Raw genomic sequence first — 24,496 nt, 5'->3', positions numbered from 1 at the left:
ACTTATGTTTTGGCATCATCGCGGCCGCCGACAACCATCACACCGCCAAGAATCACCAGCGCAATGCCAATCAGTGTGAGCGTATCTGGCAGCAGCCCCCAGATCAGCCAATCCAGCAGCCCGCCAAAGACCACCGCAAAATAACTGGTCGGCGCGAGCACCGATGCCGAGGCATAACGATAAGCCCAGGTGTACAGCAGAAAGCACAAATAGATCACCACCCCCATATACAGCAACCAAGGGTAGGCCGAGAGATGCACGTCGCCGCCCTGCCAGAGAAAAAACGGCACGCTGACCATCAGGGACACGGCAAAGTAATAGAACAAGATCCGATTTGCGGGTTCAGTGGACGCCAACATACGCGTGGTAATCATAGAAATAGCCAGGCCCAAGCCCGAGCCCAGCGCAACCAAATGCCAGATACTCAACTCCGCAAAGCCCGGCCGCAGCACCAACACCACCCCGGCAAAACCCAGCAGTAAGGGTGGCAAGCTGCGACGGCTCACCGGCTCTCGCAACGCCAAAAATATTAACAGCGGCACCATCAATGGTGCGCTGTTGCGCAGCAGCGTGGCTTCTAACAGTGAGATTTTACTGAGCGCGAAAAAGTAGAAGTAGAAGCATGCAACCCCACTTAACCCCCTCAAAAAATGCATGGGCAGGCGCTCACTACGCAAGCTGGCAACGCCGCCGCGCGCAACACTGGGCAGGGTAAAAACAAAGGATATGCTGTATTGGGCAACGATCATTGCCGATACCGGCACCTGCATTCCCGACAAATGTTTACCGACCGCGGCAACGGTCGCCGACAGGAAAACAGTGAGCAGGGACAAGCCAACGCCAATGGCTAAGCGCCGCCTGTCTTGTGAAAATCGAAAAGGAAAACCTGCCACAACACCGCCCAACATACCGATAATAGGACTGCGCTGTGGCGCAGCCGCCGAACACTATAAATAGCGCTGGCGACCTTTACCAGAAAAGAGGAGTGGGCGGCGCTATTGCCGCCACGAATTTAGTGGCCGCACTTACCTTCGCCACACTTGCCTTCGTCACGGGCTTTGTTGCCGCCACATTTACCCTCGCCGCACTTGCCTTCGTCACGGGCTTTGTTGCCGCCACATTTGCCTTCGCCGCACTTACCTTCGTCGCTGGCTTTTTTGCCACCGCACTTGCCCTCGCCGCATTTACCTTCGTCGCTGGCCTTTTTGCCACCACACTTGCCTTCGCCGCATTTACCCTCAGCGTGCTTACCAAAATCCACTTGTTGATAGCCACTGCTCAGCGATTGCGCACTGAAGGGGTTGCCGCTATCGCTCACCGCAGCGGAAGCAAGACTTGAAGCGAACATGGCGGCGGTCAGTGCTGTCATTTTTGATTTATTCATGGATGTACTACCTCGTTTAGAAAGTTTAATTGACGCCAGCGAAAAGCACCTGCGTTACAGCATAGATGACTCACAGAGAAAGTTGTTACAGCGAATTAATAATTTTTATTGGCATCGCTGGAATATTTCCAGACGGTGTAACAATGGCGAACGCGGTTCGTCTATGGCGCATACCTGTAAAAATAAGGATGCTCGCCATGACGTTTCTCCAGACCGCTACTGACACGGTCACTCGCCTACACAACGGACTAGGACGCCTGCTGACACCGCTCTCTGGTTTGCCGTCACTGCTGATTCGGCTCTATCTGGTACCAATATTTTGGATGGCAGGCAGCAATAAGTACCGCCATTTCGACGATACCGTCGCCTGGTTTGGCAACCCCGAGTGGGGCCTGGGGCTACCCATGCCAACACTGATGGCAGGCTTGGCTACTGCCACTGAGCTGGCGGGCGCCGCACTGCTGCTCGTTGGCCTCGCCACACGCTGGATAGCGGTGCCGCTCGCCGTTACCATGCTAGTGGCCGCCACCACCGTCCACTGGTCTTTTGGCTGGCAAGCGATCGCCGATGCAAGTGCCCCCTTTGCAAATGCCCGTGTTGACGCCGCAGCGGAAAAACTGGACGCGGCGAAATCCATTCTTCAGGAACACGGCCACTACGATTGGCTGACTGAGAGCGGCAACTTCGTGATCCTCAACAACGGCATCGAGTTCGCAGCCACTTATTTCATTATGCTACTGGCCCTGATCAAAATGGGCGGAGGGCGCTACGTGAGTATCGATGACGGCCTCCACCGTTACATGACGCGACAACGCCACTAAAGATGTCAGCAATTTTACCGCCAAGCATTGCCGTCGGGTCGCGTTATCAGGGACACTATGGCCTACGTTTCGCAATAAAACGAAGGCCACTACGCGTGTCACAAGTAACGCAAGACGACGCCCTGCTCGAACGCCTGCAAAGCGGTGACAACGCCGCATTCAGGGATCTTATTGTGCGCTACAATCAGCGCCTGCTCATTGTGGCCCGCGCCATTATTGGTGATGTCTTTGCCGAGGATGTGGTACAGGAAGCCTGGACCTCAATATTCAAGGCGATAAACCGCTTTGAAGGACGCTCTGCACTATCGACCTGGATGATTCAGATCGTCAGTAACGAGGCAAAATCGCGACTTCGCAAGGAGAAGCGCCATATGAATGTAGCCGATACCGAACAGCTTCCTGCAGCGCTCGCGGAGAGCCGTTTCGCCGCCGATGGCCACTGGCAAATCCCGCCAGCGCATTGGGAACTGGGCACGCCGGAACGCCTGCTAGAGGAAGACCAGTTGCGCTGTTGTATCGAGCACACATTAACGTTGCTACCGGAGAACCAAAAAGCGGTGTTTATGCTGCGTGATATAGAGCAAATGCCACTGAGTGATATTGCCGATCAATTGCTGCTAAGCGAAAGCAATGTACGCGTATTACTTCACCGAGCGCGACTCAAGCTATTAGATGTTGTCGACCACTTTCAGGAGACGGGGGAATGCTAAGCTGCAAGGAAGTAAGTCATTTGGCCAGTGACCACCTCGATAACCCGCCGCGCGGTTGGGCCGGCCTGCAATTTAAAATGCACCTAATGATTTGCGGCCCCTGTCGGCGCTTTCGGCAGCACCTAGTGACAAGCCGCGACACCGCAGCGAGGTTAGCCCGTCAACTCTGGCAAGAGGACAACGACACCGCTACCCGAATTCTCGACAAAATCGACGAGTCACCGGGCAAAAAGTGAGCGGATTATAGCAGCGGGAATTCAACGCGGAACTCGCTGCCACTCTCACCGTCGCTGATAACGCTGACACGGCCACCATATTCACTAACGAGGCGGCGAATAGACGCCAGGCCAACACCCTCGCCCTCCGAATGAAATTGCTCGAAGAGCGCAAAGACACGCTTCTGCTGGGCAGCGGGAATCCCGCGGCCGTTATCCCGTACAAACAGCGCGAGGCCACCCGTCGTAGGGTCGGGTAAGCGGCCGATATCCACCCGCAACGGGCGCTGGCCACTGAAGCGTTTGGCGTTACGCAATAATTCTCTGATAACCAAGGTCAGCGTTCCACCCGGCAGCACGGCGGTACCCAAGCCGGGCGGTTGAATGCTCACGACATCGGCCATCGCCTCGTCGTCGATAATTCGCGACACCAAGCTGTCCAGGCTCAATTCCTCAACGGGCTCATTCAAGGGCAGCTGGCTATAGCGCTGCAAGCCGGCATTCAAGCGCGACGCCTGGCTGCTTGCCTCACGGACTTTGCTTAACCATTGCCGCGATTCCTCGCTCAGCTCCTGGCCCGCGCGCTCTTGCAGGCGCTTGCTGTATACATCGATAACCCTCAAGGGCTCGACAAAACCCTCGGTACTGGCGCGCGAGAATTCTTCCAGTGCCGTATTGCTATTGCTCAGCGACTCATTGGTCTTTTCGAGTAGGGTTTTATTCAACCGCGCTTCGGCGAGCTCTTCGGTACGCTGGGTAACAAGGCTCTGCAAGTCTGCCGACAAACGCTCCACTTCTTCTTGTTTACGACGGTTCTCCGCAATTTCATTCTGTAACTGATTGTTCAGTTCGACCAACTGCGTGTTACTCGGCAACGCCAGGGCTTTGGGGATGAGGGGCCACACGAGTATTGCCGTGCCGACAGAGGCGATGGCCGTTATCGCCTTTATGGTGCCGCTTAACCAATAAGCGCCGTACCAAACATTCAGAATATTCACTAAGTGCGTGGTGCCACAGGCAAAAATAAACACCGCGAACATCAAGAACATATAATTGAACTTGAGATCGTCACGCCGTTTGACGAGGACAATCAAAGCAATGGGAATCGTGAAGTAAGACAGGGTAATTAAGGTGTCGCTAAGAACGTGCAGAAACACCAACTGCTCATTCCAAAGGTAGCAGTGACCATGGGGTGGCATTTCCGGCCCCAGGATACTGCGCCAGAACTCATTCATGACTTGCCGCCTCGCTGTGGTAATGCGCTGAGTGTAGCCGTTTTACGCAAAATTACATTGTCAGCAAGCACACCGCCCAGGGTTATTGGGTAATCTACCTACCTTTGTTGGGATGGCTGCTATCGCCGGAGGGGTGACGAGCAGTGACGCGCTCATAGCACTGCTGGATATCGACCATATCCGCATCCATATCGCCAGTGGGTACACACGGCGACGCGAAGCCAACCCGTTTTTCCGCGTAATCAAGATACACCGGCACAATGGGCACACCCGCCCCTGCAGCAATGTGGTAGAAGCCGCCCTTCCAGCGCTCTACGGCCTTGCGCGTACCTTCCGGGGCAATAATTAGCACCATGTCATCGGTATTGTGAAATTGCTCAACCATATGCTCAACGAAGTTATGTCGACTTGTGCGCTCTACAGCAATACCACCTAACCAACGCAGCAAGCTCCCAAGCGGGCCGAGAAATAAGCTGTGTTTGCCCATAAAGCGCACCTGTCGCCCCAGCGCGGCGCCAAGCGCTACCATCAAGAAAAAGTCCCAATTACTGGTATGCGGCGCAACGACCATCACATATTTGCGCGGCGCCGGCGCAGGCATCTGAAAACGCCACCCTCGCAGCCGAAACACGCCACCGACCAAGCAGTGAATAGCTGTTAAAACCCGGGGATAACTGCACACCGTTTTACGCTGCGCTATCTCAGAAACATAGGAAGTCATGAGTCGCTCTACATCGTTATTGTTATTTGTCGGTCATCGCCGACGCTCAGAATCATACACAAGAATCTACGCCGACGCTTGCCGCCCTGAGCTGCCCCCGCTATCCTCGCCAAAACACCATAATATGCGGCCTAGCTGTCGCGCCGCGACACCGGAGCCCCAAGTGAGCCGACTTCTTAAGCTACTGCTTATCCCCTGCTACCTGTACAGCTGCATTGCCATCGCACAGCACTCAAAACCCGTGGACCTGCGCGCACTGGACAACAATCCGGCTGACGCACAAACCAGCCGCGACCCAAAAGAAACCCTGCTCTACAGTTACGGCGAGATCTACTTCGACGACAGGGACGACCTGCTGGACAAAGCACTGGAGGTAAAAGAAGAAGGCGAAAATCTCGAGGCGAGGTCGCGAGGCCTATTGTTGATTCCGGGTGACGAACAAGATTTAGTCGACGCGCTCGAAGCCTTGGACGGCGCGACCACCAGCCTGCGCAGCCGCGGCACAATTATTCTGGCAACATCCAATGAGAGCCCGTTTCACTACCGGCTGGGCAGCGAGCTGCGTGGCACCGCGCGCTTTTACTATGACGAAGGCGATGAAAATCGCCTGCGCTTCGCCGGTGTAACCGGCCTGTTTGGCGGCCCCGACCTAGAATCCTACATGGATATCTCCGCCGTGCTGGAAAACCACGCGGGCATTAATTATCACTTCCGCCTGGACGCTCTGCCGAATACTGAATTTGGAATTCTGGGCAAGATACAGGTCATCAGCTTGCTTGAGCGTCGCATCGATTACGATGACTACGAAAAGAATAAAGTGTTCGACTGGGACACCGACATTAAGAACCGCGTGCAACTCAATGCCGACCTCGGCATGCGACATACCATTGGTCATGTCGGCCTGCACCTGTTAGTCAAAGACTTGTATACCGAATCCCTGCGCGGAGCCAGCGGTGACCTCTACCGCCAACGCAGCCGGGTGATCGCCGGGATCGACTATCGACGCCCATGGGGAGATGTGCAGATCATGGGTGACCTCGTGCCAAGAGCACGCTTTGGCGAGGCGCCACAGCGTCGCGACGTCAACCTCTCGGCGAGCCTGAACGTTACCCGCCGATTTGCCCTCGTTATGGGTTACAACTACGCCGAGCATCGCTACGAGCGAGATACCGGCAACGCCGGCATCCGCTATACCCTCGGCCGCTCGCTGAGGGCGGAAATCAGCGTGACAGCAGCAGGCAAACGCGAGCTCGGCGGCCACGCGTCACTACAACTGCCACTCTAAGCCTGGACCCTGTTTTCAGGGCGGAGGCTGCCCCTAGGCAGCAGCGCTGCTAGGGGCCGCATTTTCGTCGGTGAGCTCCTGCTTGGCGGGAATGTGACTCATCGCATGCTCGGTCAAGGCTGTGATAGTAAGTGAGGGGTTTACACCCAGGTTCGCGCCCAGCATGGAACCGTCACAGATATACATGTTTTGGTAGCCAAACACCCGGTTGCGGTAGTCAATCACCCCCTCGTCAGCAGAGCGCCCCATCGCCGCACCGCCCATACAATGCGCGGTGGCAGGAATATTAAAGAGCACCTCTGTAAGCAAACTTCCCGCCATTCCACCCAGCTTTTCCGCCGCCCGCTGGGCGAAATCGCTGGCCTGAGGAATATACGTGGGAATGCGCTCGCCATGACTGAGCATTTTCTTGCTAAAGGGCCAGTACCAAGGGCGCCGGTAGCGCATATCGATATGCCCTTCCAGGGTTTGCATACACAGAAAAATAATCGTTTGCGAGGCCATACCAAAGGGGATCAGCATGCGAATCCCCTGCAGGGGGCGGGTTAGCAGGAGCTTGAGTACAGTCTTGATCCACACAGCGATGCGCGTGGCACTTGTATCGCCGCGCGTCATTGCCGTAACCAGCATGCCCATCGCGTCGGACCCTTTTGGATAACGCGTTGCTTCGATATGCGTGTGCTCATCCAGGTACACCCCCGAACCTATCGCAATCCCCTTATCCATTTCCGGATTACCCGGCACACGAACCCCAATCAATGACTCTGCATTGGTTCGCACCCGGCGACCCAGTTGCGACGAAATATTTGGCAGCGACCCTTTGTCGCGCAGTTTAAATAACAAGTCTTGAGTGCCCAGTGACGAGGCCGCGAACACAACCGAGCGCACTCGCCAGCGACGGACATTTTTGCGAAATAAAGAGGTACTGCTTATCGCCGTGACCTCATAGCCCTGCGAGCCTTGGGCATCGCCGAGTGGTCGCACATCGACGACCTTGCTCTCGGCAAATACTTTTGCGCCCTGCTTTTCTGCAAAGTAAAGGTAGTTCTTATCCAGGCTGTTCTTGGCATTGTGCCGGCAACCAACCATGCAACCACCACAGGCGATACAGCTGTTACGCGCCGGACCATCGCCACCAAAGTAAGGGTCGTTATAACGGGTGCCCGGCTCATCCTCTTCGTTGCCGAAAAACACGCCCACCTGTGTTCGGTAGAACGTGTCACCACAGCCCCAGTCGTCAGCAATCTCTTTCAGCGCATGATCCGCGGGCCCAAGGATGCGATTTTCTGTGACCCCTAACATCGCCCTGGCAGAATCGTAATGCCGGGGCATAACCTGCTTCCAGTTAGTCAGGCCCGCCCAGCTGCCGTCGTCCCACACCGTTTCCTTGGGCACCAACAGCGTGTTGGCATACGTCACCGACCCGCCGCCAACGGCGTTGCCCTGCAAGATCAGAACATGCCGGAACCAGCGAATATTGAAGAAACCTTTTAAGCCAAGCAGAGGGCGCCACAGCCAACGCCAAAAATTCCAGTTGCTGGCGGGCAGGTTGTCGGCATTCCAACGCTTCCCCGATTCAACCACGGCAACCGAATAGCCCTTCTGCGTGAGCCGGTGAGCCGAAACGGAACCGCCGAAACCTGACCCCACCACCAAATAATCAAAATCGTAGTCTTGTTGTTTGCTCATTGTTCTCTCAGCGCCGCTGCGCCGCTCTTTGGTAAAAGACTCTCCGTCAGAACCGATGCCATTCTGACAATGCATGTTGTCACTTTACATTTGACAACACGCCATGTCAAAATTTTGCCCATGACAAATTCAAGCCCCGCACGCCGCCGCTCTTATCGCGGCCAAAGCCCCGATGCGCGACGCGCTGAACGCCGCCAGCTTCTTCTGCAGGCGGCGCTGGAAGTGGTGTCCTCGCAGGGATACAGCAACGCAACCGTTCGCAGTCTGTGTGCGTCGGCGGGGTTAACAGAGCGTTATTTCTACGAGTCGTTTGCAAACCGCGAGGCGCTGCTTGGCGAGCTGTATCAACAGCAAACCGCCCTGCTTCGCGACGCGATGTTGGATGCCATTGCCGCTCCCGGCTTATCGACTGAGCAAACCATGCGCACCGGGCTAAGTGCGTTTTTTGAAACTCTGGAGAAACAACCGGAGCTGGCGCGGGTCATCCTGTTTGAGATCTTTGGCGTGAGCAAAGCGATGGATACGCTCTACTATCAAGCGATGGAAGAGTTTGCCGAATTGATCGGCGAACTTGCTCAGGTGCTGGGTATTGCCGAGTTCAGCAAACCCGCCAATGACAGCATGGTCTATGCAGGGTTGGTGGGCGCCGTGGTGCAAATGGCGCGGCGCTGGGTGTTAAATGGCTATCACGAAAGCCGCGAGTCGTTAATAGAAAGCAGCGTGCTGCTGTTCACCGCCGTGTCGGCACATCACCAGCGTCAATCAACCAGCAGCTGATCACTCAATGCATCCAGCTGTCTGCTCGCGTCTCGCCAGCCCGGCATGGCCGCATCCATCAACGCGTAAAAAGCGCTACTGTGATTCATCTCGCGGATGTGACACAGCTCATGAACAATGACCATATCAATGCACAGTGGCGGCGCCTTCATCAGACGGGTATTCAAGCAAATACCGCGCCTTGAGCAGCTCCCCCAGCGCGAACGCATTGCCCTGACACGCAGTGGCGGCAGCGCCTGCGGCCACGGCAGGCTCGCCGACAGCTGCGTTAGGCGAGCGGCAAAATAGTCGCGGCTGCGCTCGCGTAACCAGCATAAAAACAAGCGGCGAATATTTTCCGGGCTTCGATCTCTGGCTTTGATAACCAGCAAACGCTGTTCGGGAAAAATGCTCGTGCCACGCCCCGGCTCAACGCGCAATTGCCAACGCTCACCCAGATAGGAAAAATAGTCGCCACAGCGATATTGAGGAGCCGGCGCCGCCGGCACTGCCTGCTCAATACACGACCTCAGCCACCGGCCGTGACGGCGAAGCATTGCATCAATTTCGTGCTGGGGAGTATGTTGCGGCACGCGAACTTCAACATCGCCGCTCGGGGAAACGCGCAACGCCAAGCGCCTGCGGCGTTGCGACTGGCGACGCACCACGTAGCGCACCGACAGGCCCTCCAGCTCGAGCTGTCCCTGCTCAGTCGCTGGCGGAGTCACGCGAGTCCGTCAACGCTGGATCTTGTGCAACGGGAAATTCGCAACAGAAAACTGCCCCGCCACCCGGGTTGGCCTCGTAGGCGATATCGCCGCCATGGCCCTGCATAATCGTCTGGGACACTGACAGACCAATCCCCATCCCTCCCTCTTTGGAAGTGACGAAGGGGCTGAATAACTGCTCTTCCACTTCCTTTGCGAGACCGAGACCAAAATCACGAACGCGAAAACCAACTCGGCCGTTGGCGAAAAACGTACTCACCTCAACGGGCCTGGTACTTTGCGCCGCCGCGGTCGACTCCATCGCATTGCGAATCAGGTTCAGGGCGACTTGCTGAATCTGCACTTCGTCGCCATAGACCGTTGGCAGGTCATTGGCGCCCATAAACACTACGCGAGTACGGTTGACCTTCGAATCCACCTCCGCCAGCGCCAACACGTCCTCCAGTAATTCATTGAGCGACAGTGTCGCCTTCGCCCCTGAGGGTTTTTTCACGTAACTGCGCATCCGCTGAATCACCGCCGACGCGCGCTCGGCCTGCACGCCGATTTTACTCAGCACATCGTCCAGCTTACTGCGCTGCGCATCGGGTAAGTCCGCCAGCAGGCGCTGGGCAACGCGGGCGTAATTACTCACTGCGGTAAGTGGCTGATTGACCTCATGGGCGATACCCGCTGCCATTTCGCCCCCGGTGCTTAAACGCTCAATATGCGCCAGGTGCTGACGCTGGTGGTCCACCTCGTTTCTGGCCGCCTCCAGCGCTTGTTGATTTGCCAGCCATTCGCCAATATCGCGCAATACCAGCACTGCCCCACCCTCTGCGCTGGCGCTGCCGCTCAAGGCCACCTGAACCAGCTCGCCGTCCTTGCCGGTTAGCTCAACGTGGTTCTTGCGCAAGCTCACACCGGCTTCGCAGAGCAGCGACAAGGCTTGGTTTAAGCCGTCGTCGCCGGGGAACAGTTTCAGTGCCAGCAGCGGCTCGCCCAGCGCGTCAGCCTGTGGCCAGCCGGTGAGCTCTGCGGCACGCGCGTTCATCGAGGAAACCCTTCCGGCGCTGTCGAGGCCAAAAATCCCCTCATCCACGGCGTTGAGAATACGCTGATTTTCATCCTCCAGTTCGCTATTTCGCTTGGCGAGCGCTCGCTCCAGGCGCTGCAACTTGATGTGCGTGCGCACCCTTGCGAGTACTTCATCGGCCTGGAAGGGTTTGGCGATATAGTCGACACCACCAATGGCCAGGCCGTGTACTTTGGACTGACTATCGGTCAATGCCGAGAGGAAAATAACGACGATATCTTCGGTTTCGGGGTCCGCTTTTAAGCGCTCACAAACCTCAAAGCCGTCGACCCCCGGCATCATGACATCCAGCAGTATCAGCGCAGGCTTGGCGCGCTTTGCCGTGTAGAGCGCTGACTCACCGTCGCGCGCCGCCAACAGCCGGTAGCCACTGCCTTCAAGCGTCTTAAACAATACCTGGAGATTGGTGGGATTGTCGTCGACGAGCAGTATCTGCTCTCCGCCGCGATCAGGTGCCATCGACGGCGGCTCCTTCATTTACTGACTTGAACAATTGCCCTAAGCGCTCAAAGTCGAATTCACGCAGAAGGCGCTCAGCCTCTTCACTCAATTCGCGCTGCTCTGGGTGACGCTTACGCAGCACCTCAAGCAGTTCTCGCAACCCGGTGACATCACCGAGGTCTACGGCGTGGGCTAATTTTTCCAGCAATTCCTCGGGCAGCGGCACATCCTCAGACGCTGATGCATTCGGATAAACATCGATATATCCCGCTTTTAACGCCGCCGGCGCAACGCTCGCCACCGGTGAATCGTCCGGCACGGCGGTATCGCAGAATCGCGCCATTACCTTGTACAGGTCTGCCATGCTAATCGGTTTGGGAAGGAAATCATCACAGCCGAAGGAGCGCGCTTCTTCCACCATTCCCTCGTCAGTGGTGGCTGATGCCATAATAATGGCAACATCGTGTTTCATTTCCTGCTTAATGATCCGCGTTGCTTCCATGCCGTCCATTTCCGGCATTCGCAAATCCATCAAAATAACGGCGGCGTCGCGCTCCTTCAAACGCTCTATCACTTCAAGACCGTTCGCCGCTTCTCGAACATCGTCGGTAATATCTTCGAGCATACCCAGCAATACCTGGCGATTCACCGCAACGTCGTCGGCAACAATCACCGCAGGATTACCCGATATCTCGGCTTCTTCGGCGACGGGCTCCTGCGTTTCGAGCACATCCAATAACGGCGAGCTTTGCTCTGACACAGGCATTAGCGGGATATGGAAGTAGAAACAGCTGCCAACACCTTCCTCGCTGCGCACATTCAAACTGCCACCCATCGCCTCTACCAAGCGGCGACAGATCGACAGGCCGAGCCCTGTTCCCTTACCGTCTTGAGGATTCACTTGGCGGAAAGGCTCAAAAACATCTCGCAGCTTGTCGGCGGGAATACCAATACCGGAGTCGCGAACCTCAAACTGCAGGCTATCGTCAACTTCGTTAACACCAACCTTCAAGCCTACCTGTCCACTGTTGGTGAACTTGACGGCGTTATCGAGCAGGTTAACCAATACCTGCCGCAGTTTTACGGCGTCGAATTGCAGCTTGCGCTCTACATCGTCGGCCACCTCAATAATGAACTCCAGGCCTTTCGACTTCGCGCGATGGCCGACAATGTCGCCAACACTGGCGATAACATCATCGAGATCATTCGCTTCGCATACGATATTGATATTGCCACTTTCAATTTTTGCCAGATCGAGCACATCGTTAATCAAGTTCAACAAGTGCTTGCCGCAGCTTTCAATCGCGCGTAAATACTCTTTGCTGTCTGGCGGGAAGCCCTGCTCTTTTTGCAATAATTGCGCGTAGCCCAGTACGCCGTTAAGCGGTGTGCGCAACTCGTGGCTCACACTTGAAAGGAACTGGCTCTTGGCGTGAAGCGCATCTTCAGCGGCAATGCGTGCATCCACCAGATCCTGCTCCATGCGCTTGCGCTCGGTGATATCGGTCATGATACCCATGGCGCGCAGGGGCTGGTCGCGCTCGTCGTTTTCGACAACGTCGCCGCGACTGTATATCCAGTGATAATTTCCGTCGCTGTCGCGAACCCGAAACTCGACGCTATTGCCAGTTGCCAAACCCAACCAACTATCAACGGCAGAGGCAATAATCTGCAGATCATCCGGGTAGGCAATTTCTTTAAATGCCGCCACGGCATAGGGCTTGCTCGGAGGGGTGTAGCCCAGCGAGCGAAAGAAGCTGGCACCCACAGTCACTAAGCCAGTGCTTAAGTCGAGATCCCAGAGGTGGTTTTGGGCAGCATCCAAGGCTAGTTGGAAGCGCCGTTCACTCAGTTTAAGCGCGCGCTCCGTTTGGGTGCGCTTCTCGACCATGAAGTTGGCATCTTCCGCCAAGTGTTGAAACTCGGCAAACGGCAGCCGCTCCACGTCGATAAATGTTGAACGCTTGCTGGCGTCGGCAAAAAACTGCTGAAAGATATTGAAGCCATGCGCACTGCGCCGAGCCAACCAGCGCGCCGCGATCATCGAGAACAACATCAGGCCGAAGGCGATGACCAAGATGAATAAAATATGTTCTTCTACACGGCTCTGCAGGGCGGAGCGCTCAGCCAACAGTTTGGCATTGAGCTCGTCCAAAAACACTGCCGAGCCCAGGGTCCAGCCCCAGGGCTGGTAGCGACGGATATAGGAAACCACCGGCTGCTGACCGCCTTCCCGGTCTCGCCAATTCAGCTCGGTAAACAAGCTGTTGTTTTCGGCGTCCAAACCCTGAGTAACAGCAAGCACGTCCGGCATTGGCTGGCCCACTGCCTCGGGGTCATAGCCATTGACCAACTGCCGCCCATCGCCGTCCACCATAAACAGGATTGAGTTTTCGGTATCGACGGGCACAGCGGCTATACGCTCAACAACTTCTTTCTGTACGCGCGCAATCTCGTCATGCAGGTAAACACTCGCCCCCATGTACAAGCCAAGCGGCTCGAAGTAGTACACAAAGCTGAAGTTGCGCTCACTGGTGCCAGGGCGACTGCTGTCAGTGACTCGGTATTCTACAAAGTCGTAATTTTTCTTTTGTGTGACCGAGCGTATCTGTTCGGCAAAGGCATTAAGCACCTTGCCGTCGCTCAGGCGTTTATCACCAGCGGGATGCATGGGCGGCAAAATTGCCCGCCCAGCGGAATCGAAAAGAAAGAAAAAACCGTTGTTGTCGTGAAAGCTGAGCGAGCTCATTGTGGTGCGCAAGCGGCTCAGCTGTTCCTTACGGCTCTCCCCCACATATTCTTTGCGTGTGTTTTCTATGAGGGACAGACCAATGGCCACTTGGTGGCGCAGGTCGTTGTAAAGCTGACGATTGAGCTGAGTGCGCCTAAACTCTAAGTACTCAACGGCCTTGTCGACCTCGCGACGCAGCAGTTCACGGCGCGACTCGATATAACTGTCGCGCCAATCCTCACTCTGCTGAGTGTAGCGCTCGTACTCTTTGGCGATCCAGATGTAACCCAGCACAGCCAGCGGAATTGCCGACAAGGCAACCAGGCTGAGGAGGTATATCTGTACTAAACTGCGCTTCGATTTCATGCGCACCCTTTCTTCTTCATATTGGTGGCCCGAAGGCATATAAACCAGAAGCTTATCGGCTCAGATCGCGCTTCGCCAGTATCGCAGTGAGGAATTTCTGCATGAAGCTGGCAAAACCCCATAGATTTCGGCTAATCTGGGCGAAAGACGCCTGACAAAGCAAGGACGGGATAATGACAAAAGAAGCAACTGTCTACTTGGTTGAAGACGATGACGCCGTTCGCGACTCACTGCAAATGGTCTTGGAATCGGTAGGCTACCACGTTGCCGCGTACTCTCGCGCAGATGCCTTTTTAGAGGATTTCTCCACTGATATGGCCGGCTGTATGGTACTGGACATCCGTATGCCCGGCATGAACGGCATGGAGCTTCAACGCCAGCTGAACATGCGAAACTCCATTTTGCCGATTATCTTCGTTACCGGCCACGGCGATGTTCCGATGGCCGTTGAAGCCATGCAGCGCGGCGCTGTCGACTTCGTACAGAAGCCCTACCGAGAGGAAGAGCTACTGGGCAAGATTCAGCAGGCGATCGCCGCGGACGCTGAAAACCGCGCCGACCTGGAAGAAAAGCACAAGATTATTGAGCGTCTCGCCGAGCTAACCCCCCGCGAGAAACAGGTTATGGAGCTGATGATTGAAGGCAAGGCCAACAAGGTGATTGCCTATGACCTGGATATCAGCCAGCGCACCGTGGAAATTCACCGCGCCCGGGTGATGGAAAAAATGGGCGTGCGCTCACTGGCCCATCTGGTGCGCATGGTAATGGCCGCCGAAGACAACAGCAGCGCAAGCTAAGCAGCCCCTTCCTCTGCGCGCCGGAGCGATGAGTTATCGCGTCGGCGCGTCGCCGCCATGACTTAATAAGCTGTCGATATGTCGCAGCGCAGCCAGCAACTCCGCCACGGGCAGATTCTGCCCTCGATAAAACTCCTCCGCCATCGGCGAAATATTACACGCCCCCGGTAGGCTCTGCTCCTGCTCCGCAAGAAAGCGTATTCGCGGAATAAAGATAAACTGCAACCACTGGCTGAACGTCAAGGTATCCACGGCAAAGGGTTGCTCGCTGCGCAGTGCCTGCTCGGGCGGCCGCTGGCTTTCCCAATGCCCGATGCGACGCAGCTCAGCTTCAATATCAATCAGGGTCGCAGACACGCGGTAATACACACTCACAGCTTTACTCTATCACTTGTTGGTAGGGCGGCATTGAATCGAGCATTTTGCGGCCGTACTGACGGGTGACTATACGCCGGTCCAGAATACTGATTTTTCCCCGATCAGACTCACTGCGCAGCAAGCGCCCACTAGCCTGAATAAGACGAACCGCCGCATCCGGCACGGTTATTTCCATAAAGGGGTTGCCGTTATTGGCGCTTATCCACTCTGCCAGCGCCTCTTCTACTGGGTCCTCTGGCACGGCAAAGGGAATTTTCGCGATCACCACATGCGAGCAGTATTTGCCCGGCAAATCGACCCCTTCTGCGAAACTGGCCAAGCCAAAAATAACGCTGCCCTTTCCGGCATCCAGACGCTCGCGATGCTGCCGCAGAATGTCATGTTTCGGCAATTCTCCCTGCGCCAGTATCAAGCTGCGCAACGACAAGGGCACTCCCTCATAGACCGCATTCAGCTGTTTTCGCGATGCGAACAGCACCAGGCTTCCCACCGCCTTGTCCAGCAGCTGCGGCAGCATCTCAATTAATGCGTCGGTATGCGCCTGGGCATCGCCGGCATCGCAGCTCATCGCAGGCACATGCAATTGCCCCGCTTCGGCGTGATTGAAAGGGCTGGGCACCACCTCAAAGCTGGCATCTTCGTATAAGCCAGCGCGCATACTAAAGCGCTTAAAACTGCCGAGCGCCGTAAGCGTAGCCGATGTTAATACCGCGCCATAACAGCGCGACCACAGTGACGACTGAAGGGTTTTTGCCGCCAAAATAGGGCTACTGTTGAGCTCCATATCCCTGAGCCCCTGACCGGCATCAACCAGCGTCAGCCAACGGGCGATAGGCGGCTTTTCCGTGCGGCTATCGCTGGCGTAGGACTGCCACAGGGCCAGCATATTCTGGCAGCGAAAGCGCATCGCCGACACATCACCCAACCACTGTTCCAACTCGTCGCGGCGCTGCTCTAATGTGCCCTTATCCAAACCGTCCTGGAGGGTGTCGCTCATGGCCTCGCAATGCTGCACCAGTGCAGCAAAGGCAACGCGCAACTCGCGCGCTCGCTCAGCCAGTCGCTCGGGCACCCTGCCCTCTTCAAAGCGCAGCTGCTTATTGCCCTGCCGCTCAACGGCCCCCTCTAGCAATTCCACCAATATCGGCCTGAGCGGATTCAGCGCCTCTCGCGCGGCAACGAGCAAGTTCAATAGGGAGTCAAACTGCCCCCTGAGTGACTTTTGCATGGCCGGTATGGCCAGAATAGGCGCAATACTGCGCTCCGCTTGTTCCAGCCATCGCTCACTGGCGCCGAGGCGAAAGTTCGCACTGAAATGATTGATCACCTTGTCGGGAAGGTGATGGGCTTCGTCGAAAATATAAATGCACTCTTCCGGCGGCGGCAGTATTGCGCCGCCACCCAAGGCTAAGTCGGCCAGCACGAGGTCGTGGTTTGCCACAACCACCTCGGCTTGAGCCATCGACTCCCGCGCTTTAAAGAAGCTGCACTGCTTAACATGACTGCAACGCCGACCGCTGCACTGCGCGTGGTCGGTAGTGACGCGCTGCCACTGTTCCTCGGGCAAGACGCTGTCCCAGTTATCGCGATCGCCGTCCCACTGGCCACTCGCCAAGGTATCGGCAAAACGCGTATACAGCGCCAACGCGCTGTTGTCAGGCGCGGCGCTGCGCTCATCAGGATAAAGCGGTAGGGTTGCGGCATCGCCACCACAGAGAATCTGGTCAAGTTTAGAGAGGCACAAATAACGGCGGCGCCCTTTGGACAAACTCAAGGTGAAAGACAGGCCACTGTGCTGCAAAATATCGGGCAAGTCACGCTGCAGAATCTGCTCCTGCAAAGCCACGGTCGCGGTGGCAATCACCAGTGTTTTGTCACATTCCCGCGCAATGGGTATCGCTGCCAATGCATAGGCCAGGGTCTTACCCGTACCCGTGCCAGCTTCCACCACACACAGGTGGTCCCCACCGCTGCGCTTGTGGTCTTGATTGCGCTTAATCCCACCCAGCACGCGCGCAATATGGGCAATCATTAAGCGCTGCCCGAGCCGCGGCCGCAGCGATTTGCTATCAAGAAACTGGCGGTACGCGCCCTGAATCTGCTGTTTTAGCGCATCACTCAGCACTATTGTGCTCCCGACAAATTCACGCAGAGGTGCTCTCTTGTAATGCCAATTGGTTAATCAGCGGTCGCGCATAGATCTCCAACGCCTTGCGCCGATAGTCGGGCGGCATATTGGCAAAGTGCTCGTCAAAGTGCGCCACCTCGGCGGCGGGCACATCGGCGGTGGTAACCGAGCGCCAGCGCTCGTCGTTAAACAGGCGCATATAGGCCAACAGGTTGCTGCCGTGTAAGCGGTAGTTACCAATGATCTGGGCATCGATGGCCTGGGCAAGCTCGCTGGCATCGCTGTAGTCGCCACTCATTGGCGTGCCGAAATGCACATGCACATGCCCCTTTTGCCCAACAATTCCTGTCGCGATGCTTTTCAGATCCTCGTGTTCGGCCTTTTCATAACGGCCATCCATTTCTATCTGCGCCAGCTCATGGGCCTTGGCCGCATCCAGCGGGTCCCATTCATAGCTGATGCTCACCGGCACAATATTCATCGCCGCAATAAATTCGGCATAGCTCTCGTCAGCCTTACGCTGCGACATACCGATCATCTTTAGCAGCGCAACTTCGGTCGCGTCGTTGCCGTCCTTTGCGCGCCCTTCCCGCTGAGCGATCCATATCGAGGAGCGCTCTTGATGCAGAGAATGGCGAATGTAGCTGGACAGCTTCTTAAATGCGGCCAGCATCTGCCTCGGCCCCTTGGCACTGCGCTGCACGATGAAGCTCTTATTAATACGCATCAAATCGGCAGCAAAAGCCTTAGACAACAAGTTATCGCCAATCGCGATACGCACAGTGTCCATGCCATTGGTATGGAGCGCATAGTTCACAAATGCGGGGTCGAGAGCGATATCTCGATGGTTACTGATAAACAGGTATGCCTTATCCGCCGAGAGGTTTTCCAGCCCCGATACCGTGAATGCACTGGTGGAACGAGCGATCATGCTATCCATATAGCTTTTCACCCGCTGCTGAAAATCTGCCACAGACACAACGCGCTTAAACTGCCGGCGCAAAATTGCGCTGATCAGCGGTCGCAGCAACTTTGGGAACCAACGGCTGGCTTTTGGCATGCGCAGCGCAGCAACGGCGTTGAGTAATTCATCGTCAACTAACAGGCGATCCAGCACCTCCCGCACCTCACTGTCGCGGTAGGGCCGAATATCGGCAAATTCATCCATCGTATTCACTCATCGCAGACCTCGGCGGCTGCGTCGTCGCGCCGAAGCAGTATCGCCCCATCGGGGGAGAGGTATTATTTGAGGGCAGAATTCTACCTCAATTGCTGAAAAGATGCGCAGCCGCGCCACGACGGTCCTAACGCGACATCGCCGCCGTGCAATGACACACCAGGGCATGAAAAGAGCTTCCTATCGGCGCCGAAAGCCGCTTTAATCGGGCACACTTTCAATAACTAAACAGCGAAGGATAAGCGAATGAGCCTGCAACGTTTCTCTCTGCAAAACCGTCGAGTACTTATTACCGGGGCCTCATCGGGCCTGGGCCACGGCATCGCCAAAGGGCTGGCCGAGGCTGGCGCGGAAATCATTGCCTGTGCCCGCCGCGAAGAGAAACTGCACGCACTGGTGGAAGAAATTCGCGCCGCAGGGGGCGTTGCCCATGCAGTCGCCATGGACGTCGCCGACCGCAGCAGCGTCAATGCCGCCTATGACCGCGCCGAAGCGCTGTCGGGAACGCCTGACATCATCATTAACAACGCCGGTGTTGCCGACCCGAAGAACTTCCTTAAAATTGATGACGCGTCTCGCGACTTCGTTATGGGTACCAACTTCAATGGCGTTTGGAATGTAGCGCAGGAAGGCGCCGCACGCATGGTTGCCGCCGGGCTACAGGGCAGCATTATCAACATCGCCTCGGTACTAGCGATTATGGCGCAGAGTGGCCAAACCACGTACTGCGCCTCAAAAGCAGCAGTCGCCCACCTCACTCAGGCAATGTCACTCGACCTAATGCGTCACGGCATTCGCGTAAACGCCATCGCACCCGGCTGGTTCCTAACCGAAATGAACCAAGACTTCTTCGCCACCGACGCCGGCAAAGCCTATATTCAGCGCATGCCTGCTAAACGCCTTGGCAATATCGACGAGCTTGTTGGCCCGGTCATCTTGCTCGCGAGTGACGCGGGATCCTTCATCAACGGCACCGTGCTACCTGTCGATGGCTCCATTCGCCACAGCGGTTAATGTGCTTTAAATATCGGTATTTTCAAAAATTTGAAACAAAACGCACATAAGGCTTGCAAGCCCCCAAAGCCATCCCTATAATGCGCGACCTGTCTTAGAGAACAAGACAACCAGTCAATTGCGGGGTGGAGCAGTCTGGTAGCTCGTCGGGCTCATAACCCGAAGGTCGTTGGTTCGAATCCAGCCCCCGCTACCAACACTACTTGCTGAAGCTCTGAGGACGATATGTCCTTGGAGTTTTTGCAAGCTTTCCCAAGACTTAGGATGCCTGCCAAGGCTCCGTGAAGGTCAATTTTCAAACCTTTCTTAGCCGTAGTATCTGGGCTCAGCACGATTTTATCGACCAGGCCGCGAATGATCTCTGCGGCCTCTGCGCGCTTGTCATCCTCGTTCAAAACAGCCACCAGTTTTTCGATTTGCTCGCGGTAGCGTTTGCCCATATTGGGGTGGATGTAAACCGGCTCTTCTACTGTGGTTTCAAGCAGGCCTTTCAATTCCTCATTGCGGTTTTCCAGCTCCCACATGCGGTCCTTCACACGGGCGGCAGGTACGCCATTGCAGATCGCGTCGATCAGCTTGTCGAGCTCCTTGTTATTGCGATCAAGCTCTTCTTTGTGGGTTTTGATGGCCGCATTGCGCCCCATGCGAAGCTTGTTCATATGGCGGGTATATTCTTCCGCGAACACCGCTGCCAATTCCGGGTCCATCAAATGATGGCGAAGCCCGTTCAGTACGGTATCTTCGAGGAGGTTGCGACGGATGGAACGGCGGTTAGAGCAGGTTCCCTTGTTGCGCGCCGTCGAACAACCAAAATGCTCGCTGGAGATTTTGGAGAATCCTCCGCCGCATTCCCCGCACTTCATTAAGCCGGAGAACAGATATTTCGGACGGCGGCAGTCCCACAGCGCATCATTCTTCTTGCGCGCCTTGGTCAGCTTCTGCTGGCGCACTTTGGCCGCTTGCCAAAGCTCTTGATCTACAATCGCCAGCTCCGGCACGTCCTGAATGATCCATTCGGATTCAGGATTAAGGCGCGGGACGCGCTTGCCGGTGTCTGGGTCCTTGATAAAACGCTGGCGGTTCCAGACCAGGCGGCCAATATAAAGCTCGTTATTGAGAATGCCGGTGCCGCGATCTCGATTGCCGTTGATCGTACTTTGGGTCCAGCCTTTACCGCTGGGGCCAGGGATGCCACGTTCATTCAATGATTTGGCAATCGCTTTCGGAGAGATGCCCGCCGCGTAGTCACGGAATATCTGATTGATGGTCTCGGCCTGATCCTGATTGATCTCGCGATCACCTTTGATTGGCTCGCCGTTCCCATCGAACTTGCGCACGACATCATAGCCGTAAGACTTGCCTCCGCCGGATTTACCGGCTTCAACGCGGCCACGTAGGCCGCGCCGGGTTTTGTCGGCAAGGTCTTTTAAGAACAGGGCATTCATCGTGCCTTTCAGGCCGATATGAAGATGTGAGATTTCACCCTCGGACAGGGTGACCATCTGGACATTGGCAAAGCTCAGGCGCTTGTGAATTCCGGCAATATCCTCCTGATCGCGCGAAAGACGATCCAGCGCTTCAGCCAGGACAATATCGAACTTGCCGCTTTGGGCATCTTGCATGAGCGCCTGAATGCCGGGGCGCATCATGCTTGCCCCGGACAGGCCATGGTCGGTATAGATTTGGACGATAGTCCAGCCTTCGCGCTCCGCTCGCTCAGTGCAAAGGCGAACTTGATCCTCAATCGAGGCCTGGCTTTGCATATCGGTTGAGTAACGCGCGTAGATGCCGATGTTTGCTTGTGAGCGTGTCATGCAGACTCCTCGCCATTCTGGCGATGTTCGTGCGACGATTCATGGGCCTCGCCGGAGGCTTTGTGATCGCTCTCCGCTGCCGCCCGCGCCAGCAGTTTGACCAGAGCTATCTGCTCCGGTGAATGCTGCGCTGTCGCTGTCTGATTTTTCTTTGAACACTCCATGCAGCCAGACTACGGGATGACTGCAAAGCCGAGCCTCGCGGCATCATCGCAAGGCGTTGGCTAGATTTTGAAGCGCTCTCTCATTGCCTCCGTTTTGGCCCAAGGGTCACCAGAGATTTCTGAAATCAGCTTATCAAAAACCAGTACAAAAGAGTCATGCAGGGCCTGATCGCTGAAAGATTCAATGTGATCGGAACGGACCAAAGGCCTCATATCCGATAATAAATCCTTGCTTGCCAGCTTCTGGAACATACGCTGTTCAGCGTTGGCGCGGGAAATGGGCGCATCTTCGACATAGCGCTCAAAAAGTCTGGCGATATTCGCCGGATCGACCGGGTCAAGGCTAGCAAGCGCATGAGACAGGTCGAACAGATCGCGCCCCTTGTCACGCTGTAACAGCGCTCGTAGCTTGGTAGCTAGCATCTCGTCGTTTGAGAAGGTGGGAATTTCACACCCGCCTGTAAACCAAGGGTTTTCAACTGCATATGGGGAGGTGACTCCTCCATCGAAAGCTGCCCTTTCCCGCGTATTGATCTCTATTTTTAGGCGTATCTGAGTACCGTCTTCCGCCTCTACCGAATAGGTGAGCTTAGGAGCAACTTTGCTCGTCTTATAGTTCGCATCACCCAGCCAAGGCCGCAGGATATCCTGCATCGTTCCCAGCAACCCCTTTATGGGGCCTTCTGTAGTACGCACCAAGTCAATATCTTCCGAATACCGCAGAGGGTCAGGGAAATGCAGCTTGTTCAGCGCTGTACCACCACGAAAACGCAATTCGCTTGCCAAGAAGGGATTAGAAAATAGTTCGACAAGCGCACGACTGATAATCAGGTCTTGCTCTATCTGATATCGTTCTGCCCAGGGCGCATGTTTTGACCATGCCGTTAAGTAGCTGTTTGGTATCATTCGTCAACCTCCACAGGACGACGAATGGTCATGCGCCAGCGCCGGTCTTTCTCGGTAATCTCTGGAATTAAATCGGGGTCCATATCCCGAGGCGGTGGAACCAGCTCGATTTGAGTCAACTTTCCTGTGTTTTCTAGCGTTTTTAACAGATAACGCGCGGCTTTATCGTGGCCAATGTAGTCCAGCAGGTAACCCAGCCTTTGTACTTGGCTGCGTTCAAAGGCCGTGGAGAGAAAGCCCAAGAGTGCCGGATCAATTTTTTCGCCCAGATCAACCAAGACCGTCGCAATATGGTTTATTCCGCCTGTCGCTTTGGGGTAGCGCACCAGATCAAACGCGGTCAACTCCGGCCCGGAAACCTTGTAATAGCCAGTGTCAGACTTTTGCTCAATCAGGCCTTCTTCGACAGCTTCAATATTCTTCCGGTAATAAAACCCGATATGAGAGCGTCCAGCTTTGATGCGGGGGAGCTGCTTATTCGTTATAACCTGAAACTCCATGACGGCCTGATGGCGCGCGCCATGAATTTCGGCGGCTTTCAGTAGCCCGACATAGTAGGGAATGTCCTCAAATCCCATGAGGTCGCGTATATACCAGTCTGGCGGGGGCGCTCCCCATGATTGGTACTGTGATGGCACTATGACGTAGAAGCCGCTTCGGGGGCTGAAGAGACGCCCACGTTTCTGTAGCTTTACGGCGCTGTGCAGGAATGACTTTGGCGAAGAGCCAGTAGCGTCTACGGCTTCGCTTTTGGTAAAGCAAAGCCTGCCGGAGGCTGCTTGATCATCAATGTAACGCTCTATGGTTATTTTCATCATATCCAAATATCCATCATTTATATGGATATTTCAATATATTTATGTTATTTTTTAACCTTCATATCCCTTTTTATGGGATAATGAAGATAAATCAATATGATACGGTAGTCTACCGCATACCCGGCGGTTTTGGCGCGGGCGCTTTCCGCTTTGCTTCTATCACTCCGCTGATGGCCCGAAGGTTAGCCGTGGCGATGGATTGATCCAATTTTGCACCTTGCAGCCCGTCCGCTTCGGCGCGAAACAGAGCCTGCAAAGAGCCCACGCTGTAGGATTGTAGTTCAAAGATTGTGTAGGACTTTCTCATTTTTCGTCTCCTTTTCCTGAAGACCCTGACTGCCAAGGCCTTTACGCCCGGCCCACACATCATCATCCAGTGGCTAAGGCATTTGACCGGCAGGGGAAAAAGGAAGAGGAAGAGGAAAACGGGAATTGCTACCCAAGATTGATGCAGATCGACGCGGGTTCGTTCGGGATCAAAAGGTGCGAAACGGGCTGTTGCGAAAATCCGCGCTATCCATTGCTGACCCTTGTTAAACCTTCATTAACCATATGCAACTTAGAATAGAGTGATGGATAAGAAAAAAGGAAATAAGCGGCAATCGGGCATACTTATCGAGTACAGAGGACTTGGCACAGTCTCAATGGACGAGCTTCTTCAGGCGCTGATTACAGATATTCATGTGCTTAGAGATGACTATAACGCCAAGTTTACGACCGGCGTTCGGCTTCTACTACCTATCACCAATGAATACGGTGAACATATCGATCTCAGAAAGCCGAGCGGGGAAAGAATATCGAAATTCGATACAAATCATTATCGACCGACCTGCCTCGACTTTGAAAGATGAAAGGCAGGGCTATGGAGCCACCAAAATACATAGGCTTATCAGAAGCCAGAGACGTTCTCGCCTCTATGGGCATAGAGCTTAATGAGCGACAAATTAAACGCGCAGCCGAACCGGATGCCTACGGCAAGCGAAAACTTCCATTCTTCGTGGACCCTATCGAAGGGAAACTAAAAATTGAACGCGGCACATTGGTTTCGATATATACGCAGTGCCGTGTTGAAGCCGAAAGAAATTCACATTTTAAACCAGGCTCACTGTCAAATAAGTTTGACGGACACCGGTAGAAAGGCTA

Annotated in this window: 24 protein-coding genes and 1 tRNA gene; 10 read left to right on the top strand and 15 right to left on the bottom strand. The window is 55.2% G+C overall.

The window, feature by feature from the left end:
• Positions 1–2 precede the first annotated feature (2 nt).
• A complete protein-coding gene (locus HNR64_RS03210) occupies positions 3–893 on the bottom strand; it encodes a DMT family transporter (RefSeq protein WP_286694347.1) in 891 nt (296 codons plus the stop codon).
• A 119-nt stretch (positions 894–1,012) separates the two neighbouring features.
• Positions 1,013–1,384, bottom strand: coding sequence for an HvfA family oxazolone/thioamide-modified RiPP metallophore (locus HNR64_RS03205; protein ID WP_204995108.1), 372 nt, complete (start codon positions 1,382–1,384; stop codon positions 1,013–1,015).
• Positions 1,385–1,581: 197 nt separating this feature from the next.
• Here HNR64_RS03205 and HNR64_RS03200 point away from each other — a divergent pair, with 197 nt between their 5' ends.
• From HNR64_RS03200 to HNR64_RS03190, 3 genes are all read left to right on the top strand, one after another.
• Positions 1,582–2,205, top strand: coding sequence for an HvfX family Cu-binding RiPP maturation protein (locus tag HNR64_RS03200; protein WP_204995107.1), 624 nt, complete (start codon positions 1,582–1,584; stop codon positions 2,203–2,205).
• Positions 2,206–2,300: 95 nt separating this feature from the next.
• Positions 2,301–2,915, top strand: coding sequence for a sigma-70 family RNA polymerase sigma factor (locus tag HNR64_RS03195; protein ID WP_204995106.1), 615 nt, complete (start codon positions 2,301–2,303; stop codon positions 2,913–2,915).
• Positions 2,909–3,151, top strand: a complete 243-nt coding sequence (locus tag HNR64_RS03190) for a zf-HC2 domain-containing protein (RefSeq protein WP_204995105.1) — start codon at positions 2,909–2,911, stop codon at positions 3,149–3,151. Before HNR64_RS03195 ends, HNR64_RS03190 begins: the two co-directional genes overlap by 7 nt.
• A gap of 5 nt (positions 3,152–3,156) precedes the next feature.
• Here HNR64_RS03190 and HNR64_RS03185 read toward each other — a convergent pair whose 3' ends face one another.
• Positions 3,157–4,365: a sensor histidine kinase gene (locus tag HNR64_RS03185; RefSeq protein WP_204995104.1), complete on the bottom strand. Its 1,209-nt coding sequence runs from the start codon at positions 4,363–4,365 to the stop codon at positions 3,157–3,159.
• 94 nt (positions 4,366–4,459) lie between these two features.
• On the bottom strand, positions 4,460–5,086 hold the full coding sequence (locus HNR64_RS03180; RefSeq protein WP_204995103.1) for a lysophospholipid acyltransferase family protein: 627 nt from the start codon (positions 5,084–5,086) through the stop codon (positions 4,460–4,462).
• Positions 5,087–5,249: 163 nt separating this feature from the next.
• Here HNR64_RS03180 and traF point away from each other — a divergent pair, with 163 nt between their 5' ends.
• Entirely contained in the window at positions 5,250–6,371 is a 1,122-nt protein-coding gene (traF, locus tag HNR64_RS03175; protein WP_204995102.1) for a conjugal transfer protein TraF, read from the top strand.
• Between the two features lie 33 nt (positions 6,372–6,404).
• Here the strand turns inward: traF and HNR64_RS03170 are convergent, their stop codons facing one another.
• On the bottom strand, positions 6,405–8,060 hold the full coding sequence (locus HNR64_RS03170) for a GMC oxidoreductase (protein ID WP_204995101.1): 1,656 nt from the start codon (positions 8,058–8,060) through the stop codon (positions 6,405–6,407).
• A gap of 120 nt (positions 8,061–8,180) precedes the next feature.
• Between HNR64_RS03170 and HNR64_RS03165 the strand changes: the two genes are divergently transcribed.
• A complete protein-coding gene (locus tag HNR64_RS03165) occupies positions 8,181–8,837 on the top strand; it encodes a TetR/AcrR family transcriptional regulator (protein WP_204995100.1) in 657 nt (218 codons plus the stop codon).
• Here HNR64_RS03165 and HNR64_RS03160 read toward each other — a convergent pair.
• From HNR64_RS03160 to HNR64_RS03150, 3 genes are read right to left on the bottom strand one after another with little or no spacing between them, the layout of a single operon-like run.
• On the bottom strand, positions 8,819–9,544 hold the full coding sequence (locus HNR64_RS03160) for a YgjP-like metallopeptidase domain-containing protein (protein ID WP_204995099.1): 726 nt from the start codon (positions 9,542–9,544) through the stop codon (positions 8,819–8,821). The two genes, HNR64_RS03165 and HNR64_RS03160, sit on opposite strands and share 19 nt — an antisense overlap.
• Entirely contained in the window at positions 9,525–11,078 is a 1,554-nt protein-coding gene (locus HNR64_RS03155; RefSeq protein ID WP_204995098.1) for an ATP-binding response regulator, read from the bottom strand. The genes HNR64_RS03160 and HNR64_RS03155 overlap by 20 nt, the downstream gene beginning before the upstream one ends.
• The gene (locus HNR64_RS03150; RefSeq protein ID WP_204995097.1) at positions 11,068–14,157 is read right to left on the bottom strand and encodes a cache domain-containing protein; all 3,090 of its coding nucleotides are present in this window, start codon (positions 14,155–14,157) and stop codon (positions 11,068–11,070) included. Before HNR64_RS03150 ends, HNR64_RS03155 begins: the two co-directional genes overlap by 11 nt.
• A 173-nt stretch (positions 14,158–14,330) precedes the next feature.
• Here HNR64_RS03150 and fixJ point away from each other — a divergent pair, with 173 nt between their 5' ends.
• Positions 14,331–14,954: a response regulator FixJ gene (fixJ, locus tag HNR64_RS03145; protein ID WP_204995096.1), complete on the top strand. Its 624-nt coding sequence runs from the start codon at positions 14,331–14,333 to the stop codon at positions 14,952–14,954.
• Between the two features lie 33 nt (positions 14,955–14,987).
• Here the strand turns inward: fixJ and HNR64_RS03140 are convergent, their stop codons facing one another.
• From HNR64_RS03140 to HNR64_RS03130, 3 genes are read right to left on the bottom strand one after another with little or no spacing between them, the layout of a single operon-like run.
• On the bottom strand, positions 14,988–15,329 hold the full coding sequence (locus tag HNR64_RS03140) for a YqcC family protein (protein WP_204995095.1): 342 nt from the start codon (positions 15,327–15,329) through the stop codon (positions 14,988–14,990).
• A 4-nt stretch (positions 15,330–15,333) separates the two neighbouring features.
• Positions 15,334–17,457, bottom strand: a complete 2,124-nt coding sequence (gene dinG / locus HNR64_RS03135; protein ID WP_204995094.1) for an ATP-dependent DNA helicase DinG — start codon at positions 17,455–17,457, stop codon at positions 15,334–15,336.
• A gap of 19 nt (positions 17,458–17,476) precedes the next feature.
• Positions 17,477–18,628 carry a 1-acyl-sn-glycerol-3-phosphate acyltransferase gene (locus HNR64_RS03130; protein ID WP_204995357.1) on the bottom strand — a complete coding sequence of 384 codons (1,152 nt, stop codon included), beginning with the start codon at positions 18,626–18,628 and terminating at the stop codon, positions 17,477–17,479.
• Between the two features lie 255 nt (positions 18,629–18,883).
• On the opposite strand from HNR64_RS03130, the gene HNR64_RS03125 reads away from it, so the two are divergent.
• Both HNR64_RS03125 and HNR64_RS03120 read left to right on the top strand, forming a co-directional pair.
• Positions 18,884–19,651, top strand: a complete 768-nt coding sequence (locus HNR64_RS03125; RefSeq protein ID WP_204995093.1) for an SDR family NAD(P)-dependent oxidoreductase — start codon at positions 18,884–18,886, stop codon at positions 19,649–19,651.
• A 119-nt stretch (positions 19,652–19,770) separates the two neighbouring features.
• A tRNA-Met gene (locus tag HNR64_RS03120) sits at positions 19,771–19,847 on the top strand.
• Here the strand turns inward: HNR64_RS03120 and HNR64_RS17520 are convergent.
• From HNR64_RS17520 to HNR64_RS03090, 4 genes are all read right to left on the bottom strand, one after another.
• Positions 19,804–21,414 carry a recombinase family protein gene (locus HNR64_RS17520; RefSeq protein ID WP_418112969.1) on the bottom strand — a complete coding sequence of 537 codons (1,611 nt, stop codon included), beginning with the start codon at positions 21,412–21,414 and terminating at the stop codon, positions 19,804–19,806. The genes HNR64_RS03120 and HNR64_RS17520 overlap by 44 nt on opposite strands.
• Positions 21,415–21,689: 275 nt before the next feature.
• Positions 21,690–22,535, bottom strand: a complete 846-nt coding sequence (locus tag HNR64_RS03100; protein ID WP_062383184.1) for a nucleotidyl transferase AbiEii/AbiGii toxin family protein — start codon at positions 22,533–22,535, stop codon at positions 21,690–21,692.
• Positions 22,532–23,353, bottom strand: coding sequence for a type IV toxin-antitoxin system AbiEi family antitoxin domain-containing protein (locus HNR64_RS03095; protein ID WP_062383182.1), 822 nt, complete (start codon positions 23,351–23,353; stop codon positions 22,532–22,534). Before HNR64_RS03095 ends, HNR64_RS03100 begins: the two co-directional genes overlap by 4 nt.
• 109 nt (positions 23,354–23,462) lie before the next feature.
• Entirely contained in the window at positions 23,463–23,660 is a 198-nt protein-coding gene (locus HNR64_RS03090) for a hypothetical protein (RefSeq protein ID WP_062383180.1), read from the bottom strand.
• 265 nt (positions 23,661–23,925) lie between these two features.
• Here HNR64_RS03090 and HNR64_RS03085 point away from each other — a divergent pair, with 265 nt between their 5' ends.
• A complete protein-coding gene (locus HNR64_RS03085) occupies positions 23,926–24,204 on the top strand; it encodes a hypothetical protein (protein WP_062383179.1) in 279 nt (92 codons plus the stop codon).
• Between the two features lie 11 nt (positions 24,205–24,215).
• Positions 24,216–24,488: a hypothetical protein gene (locus HNR64_RS03080; protein ID WP_062383178.1), complete on the top strand. Its 273-nt coding sequence runs from the start codon at positions 24,216–24,218 to the stop codon at positions 24,486–24,488.
• The last annotated feature ends 8 nt before the right edge of the window (positions 24,489–24,496 follow it).

The sequence above is a fragment of the Spongiibacter marinus genome (genome assembly GCF_016906995.1).
Taxonomy (GTDB): domain Bacteria; phylum Pseudomonadota; class Gammaproteobacteria; order Pseudomonadales; family Spongiibacteraceae; genus Spongiibacter; species Spongiibacter marinus.
Note: the sequence above shows the minus strand (reverse complement) of the source record. Positions and strands in the feature narration are given on the sequence as shown.

Coding starts and splice junctions, on each gene's coding strand:
- HNR64_RS03080 (WP_062383178.1), top strand. CDS start 24,216: ATGGAGCCACCAAAATACATAGGCTTATCAGAAGCCAGAGACGTTCTC.
- HNR64_RS03130 (WP_204995357.1), bottom strand. CDS start 18,628: ATGGATGAATTTGCCGATATTCGGCCCTACCGCGACAGTGAGGTGCGG.
- HNR64_RS03205 (WP_204995108.1), bottom strand. CDS start 1,384: ATGAATAAATCAAAAATGACAGCACTGACCGCCGCCATGTTCGCTTCA.
- fixJ (WP_204995096.1), top strand. CDS start 14,331: ATGACAAAAGAAGCAACTGTCTACTTGGTTGAAGACGATGACGCCGTT.
- HNR64_RS03100 (WP_062383184.1), bottom strand. CDS start 22,535: ATGATACCAAACAGCTACTTAACGGCATGGTCAAAACATGCGCCCTGG.
- HNR64_RS03125 (WP_204995093.1), top strand. CDS start 18,884: ATGAGCCTGCAACGTTTCTCTCTGCAAAACCGTCGAGTACTTATTACC.
- HNR64_RS03180 (WP_204995103.1), bottom strand. CDS start 5,086: ATGACTTCCTATGTTTCTGAGATAGCGCAGCGTAAAACGGTGTGCAGT.
- HNR64_RS03190 (WP_204995105.1), top strand. CDS start 2,909: ATGCTAAGCTGCAAGGAAGTAAGTCATTTGGCCAGTGACCACCTCGAT.
- HNR64_RS03155 (WP_204995098.1), bottom strand. CDS start 11,078: ATGGCACCTGATCGCGGCGGAGAGCAGATACTGCTCGTCGACGACAAT.
- HNR64_RS03095 (WP_062383182.1), bottom strand. CDS start 23,353: ATGATGAAAATAACCATAGAGCGTTACATTGATGATCAAGCAGCCTCC.
- HNR64_RS03085 (WP_062383179.1), top strand. CDS start 23,926: ATGGATAAGAAAAAAGGAAATAAGCGGCAATCGGGCATACTTATCGAG.
- HNR64_RS03150 (WP_204995097.1), bottom strand. CDS start 14,157: ATGAAATCGAAGCGCAGTTTAGTACAGATATACCTCCTCAGCCTGGTT.
- HNR64_RS03090 (WP_062383180.1), bottom strand. CDS start 23,660: ATGAGAAAGTCCTACACAATCTTTGAACTACAATCCTACAGCGTGGGC.
- HNR64_RS03170 (WP_204995101.1), bottom strand. CDS start 8,060: ATGAGCAAACAACAAGACTACGATTTTGATTATTTGGTGGTGGGGTCA.
- HNR64_RS03185 (WP_204995104.1), bottom strand. CDS start 4,365: ATGAATGAGTTCTGGCGCAGTATCCTGGGGCCGGAAATGCCACCCCAT.
- HNR64_RS03165 (WP_204995100.1), top strand. CDS start 8,181: ATGACAAATTCAAGCCCCGCACGCCGCCGCTCTTATCGCGGCCAAAGC.
- HNR64_RS03200 (WP_204995107.1), top strand. CDS start 1,582: ATGACGTTTCTCCAGACCGCTACTGACACGGTCACTCGCCTACACAAC.
- HNR64_RS17520 (WP_418112969.1), bottom strand. CDS start 21,414: ATGCAAAGCCAGGCCTCGATTGAGGATCAAGTTCGCCTTTGCACTGAG.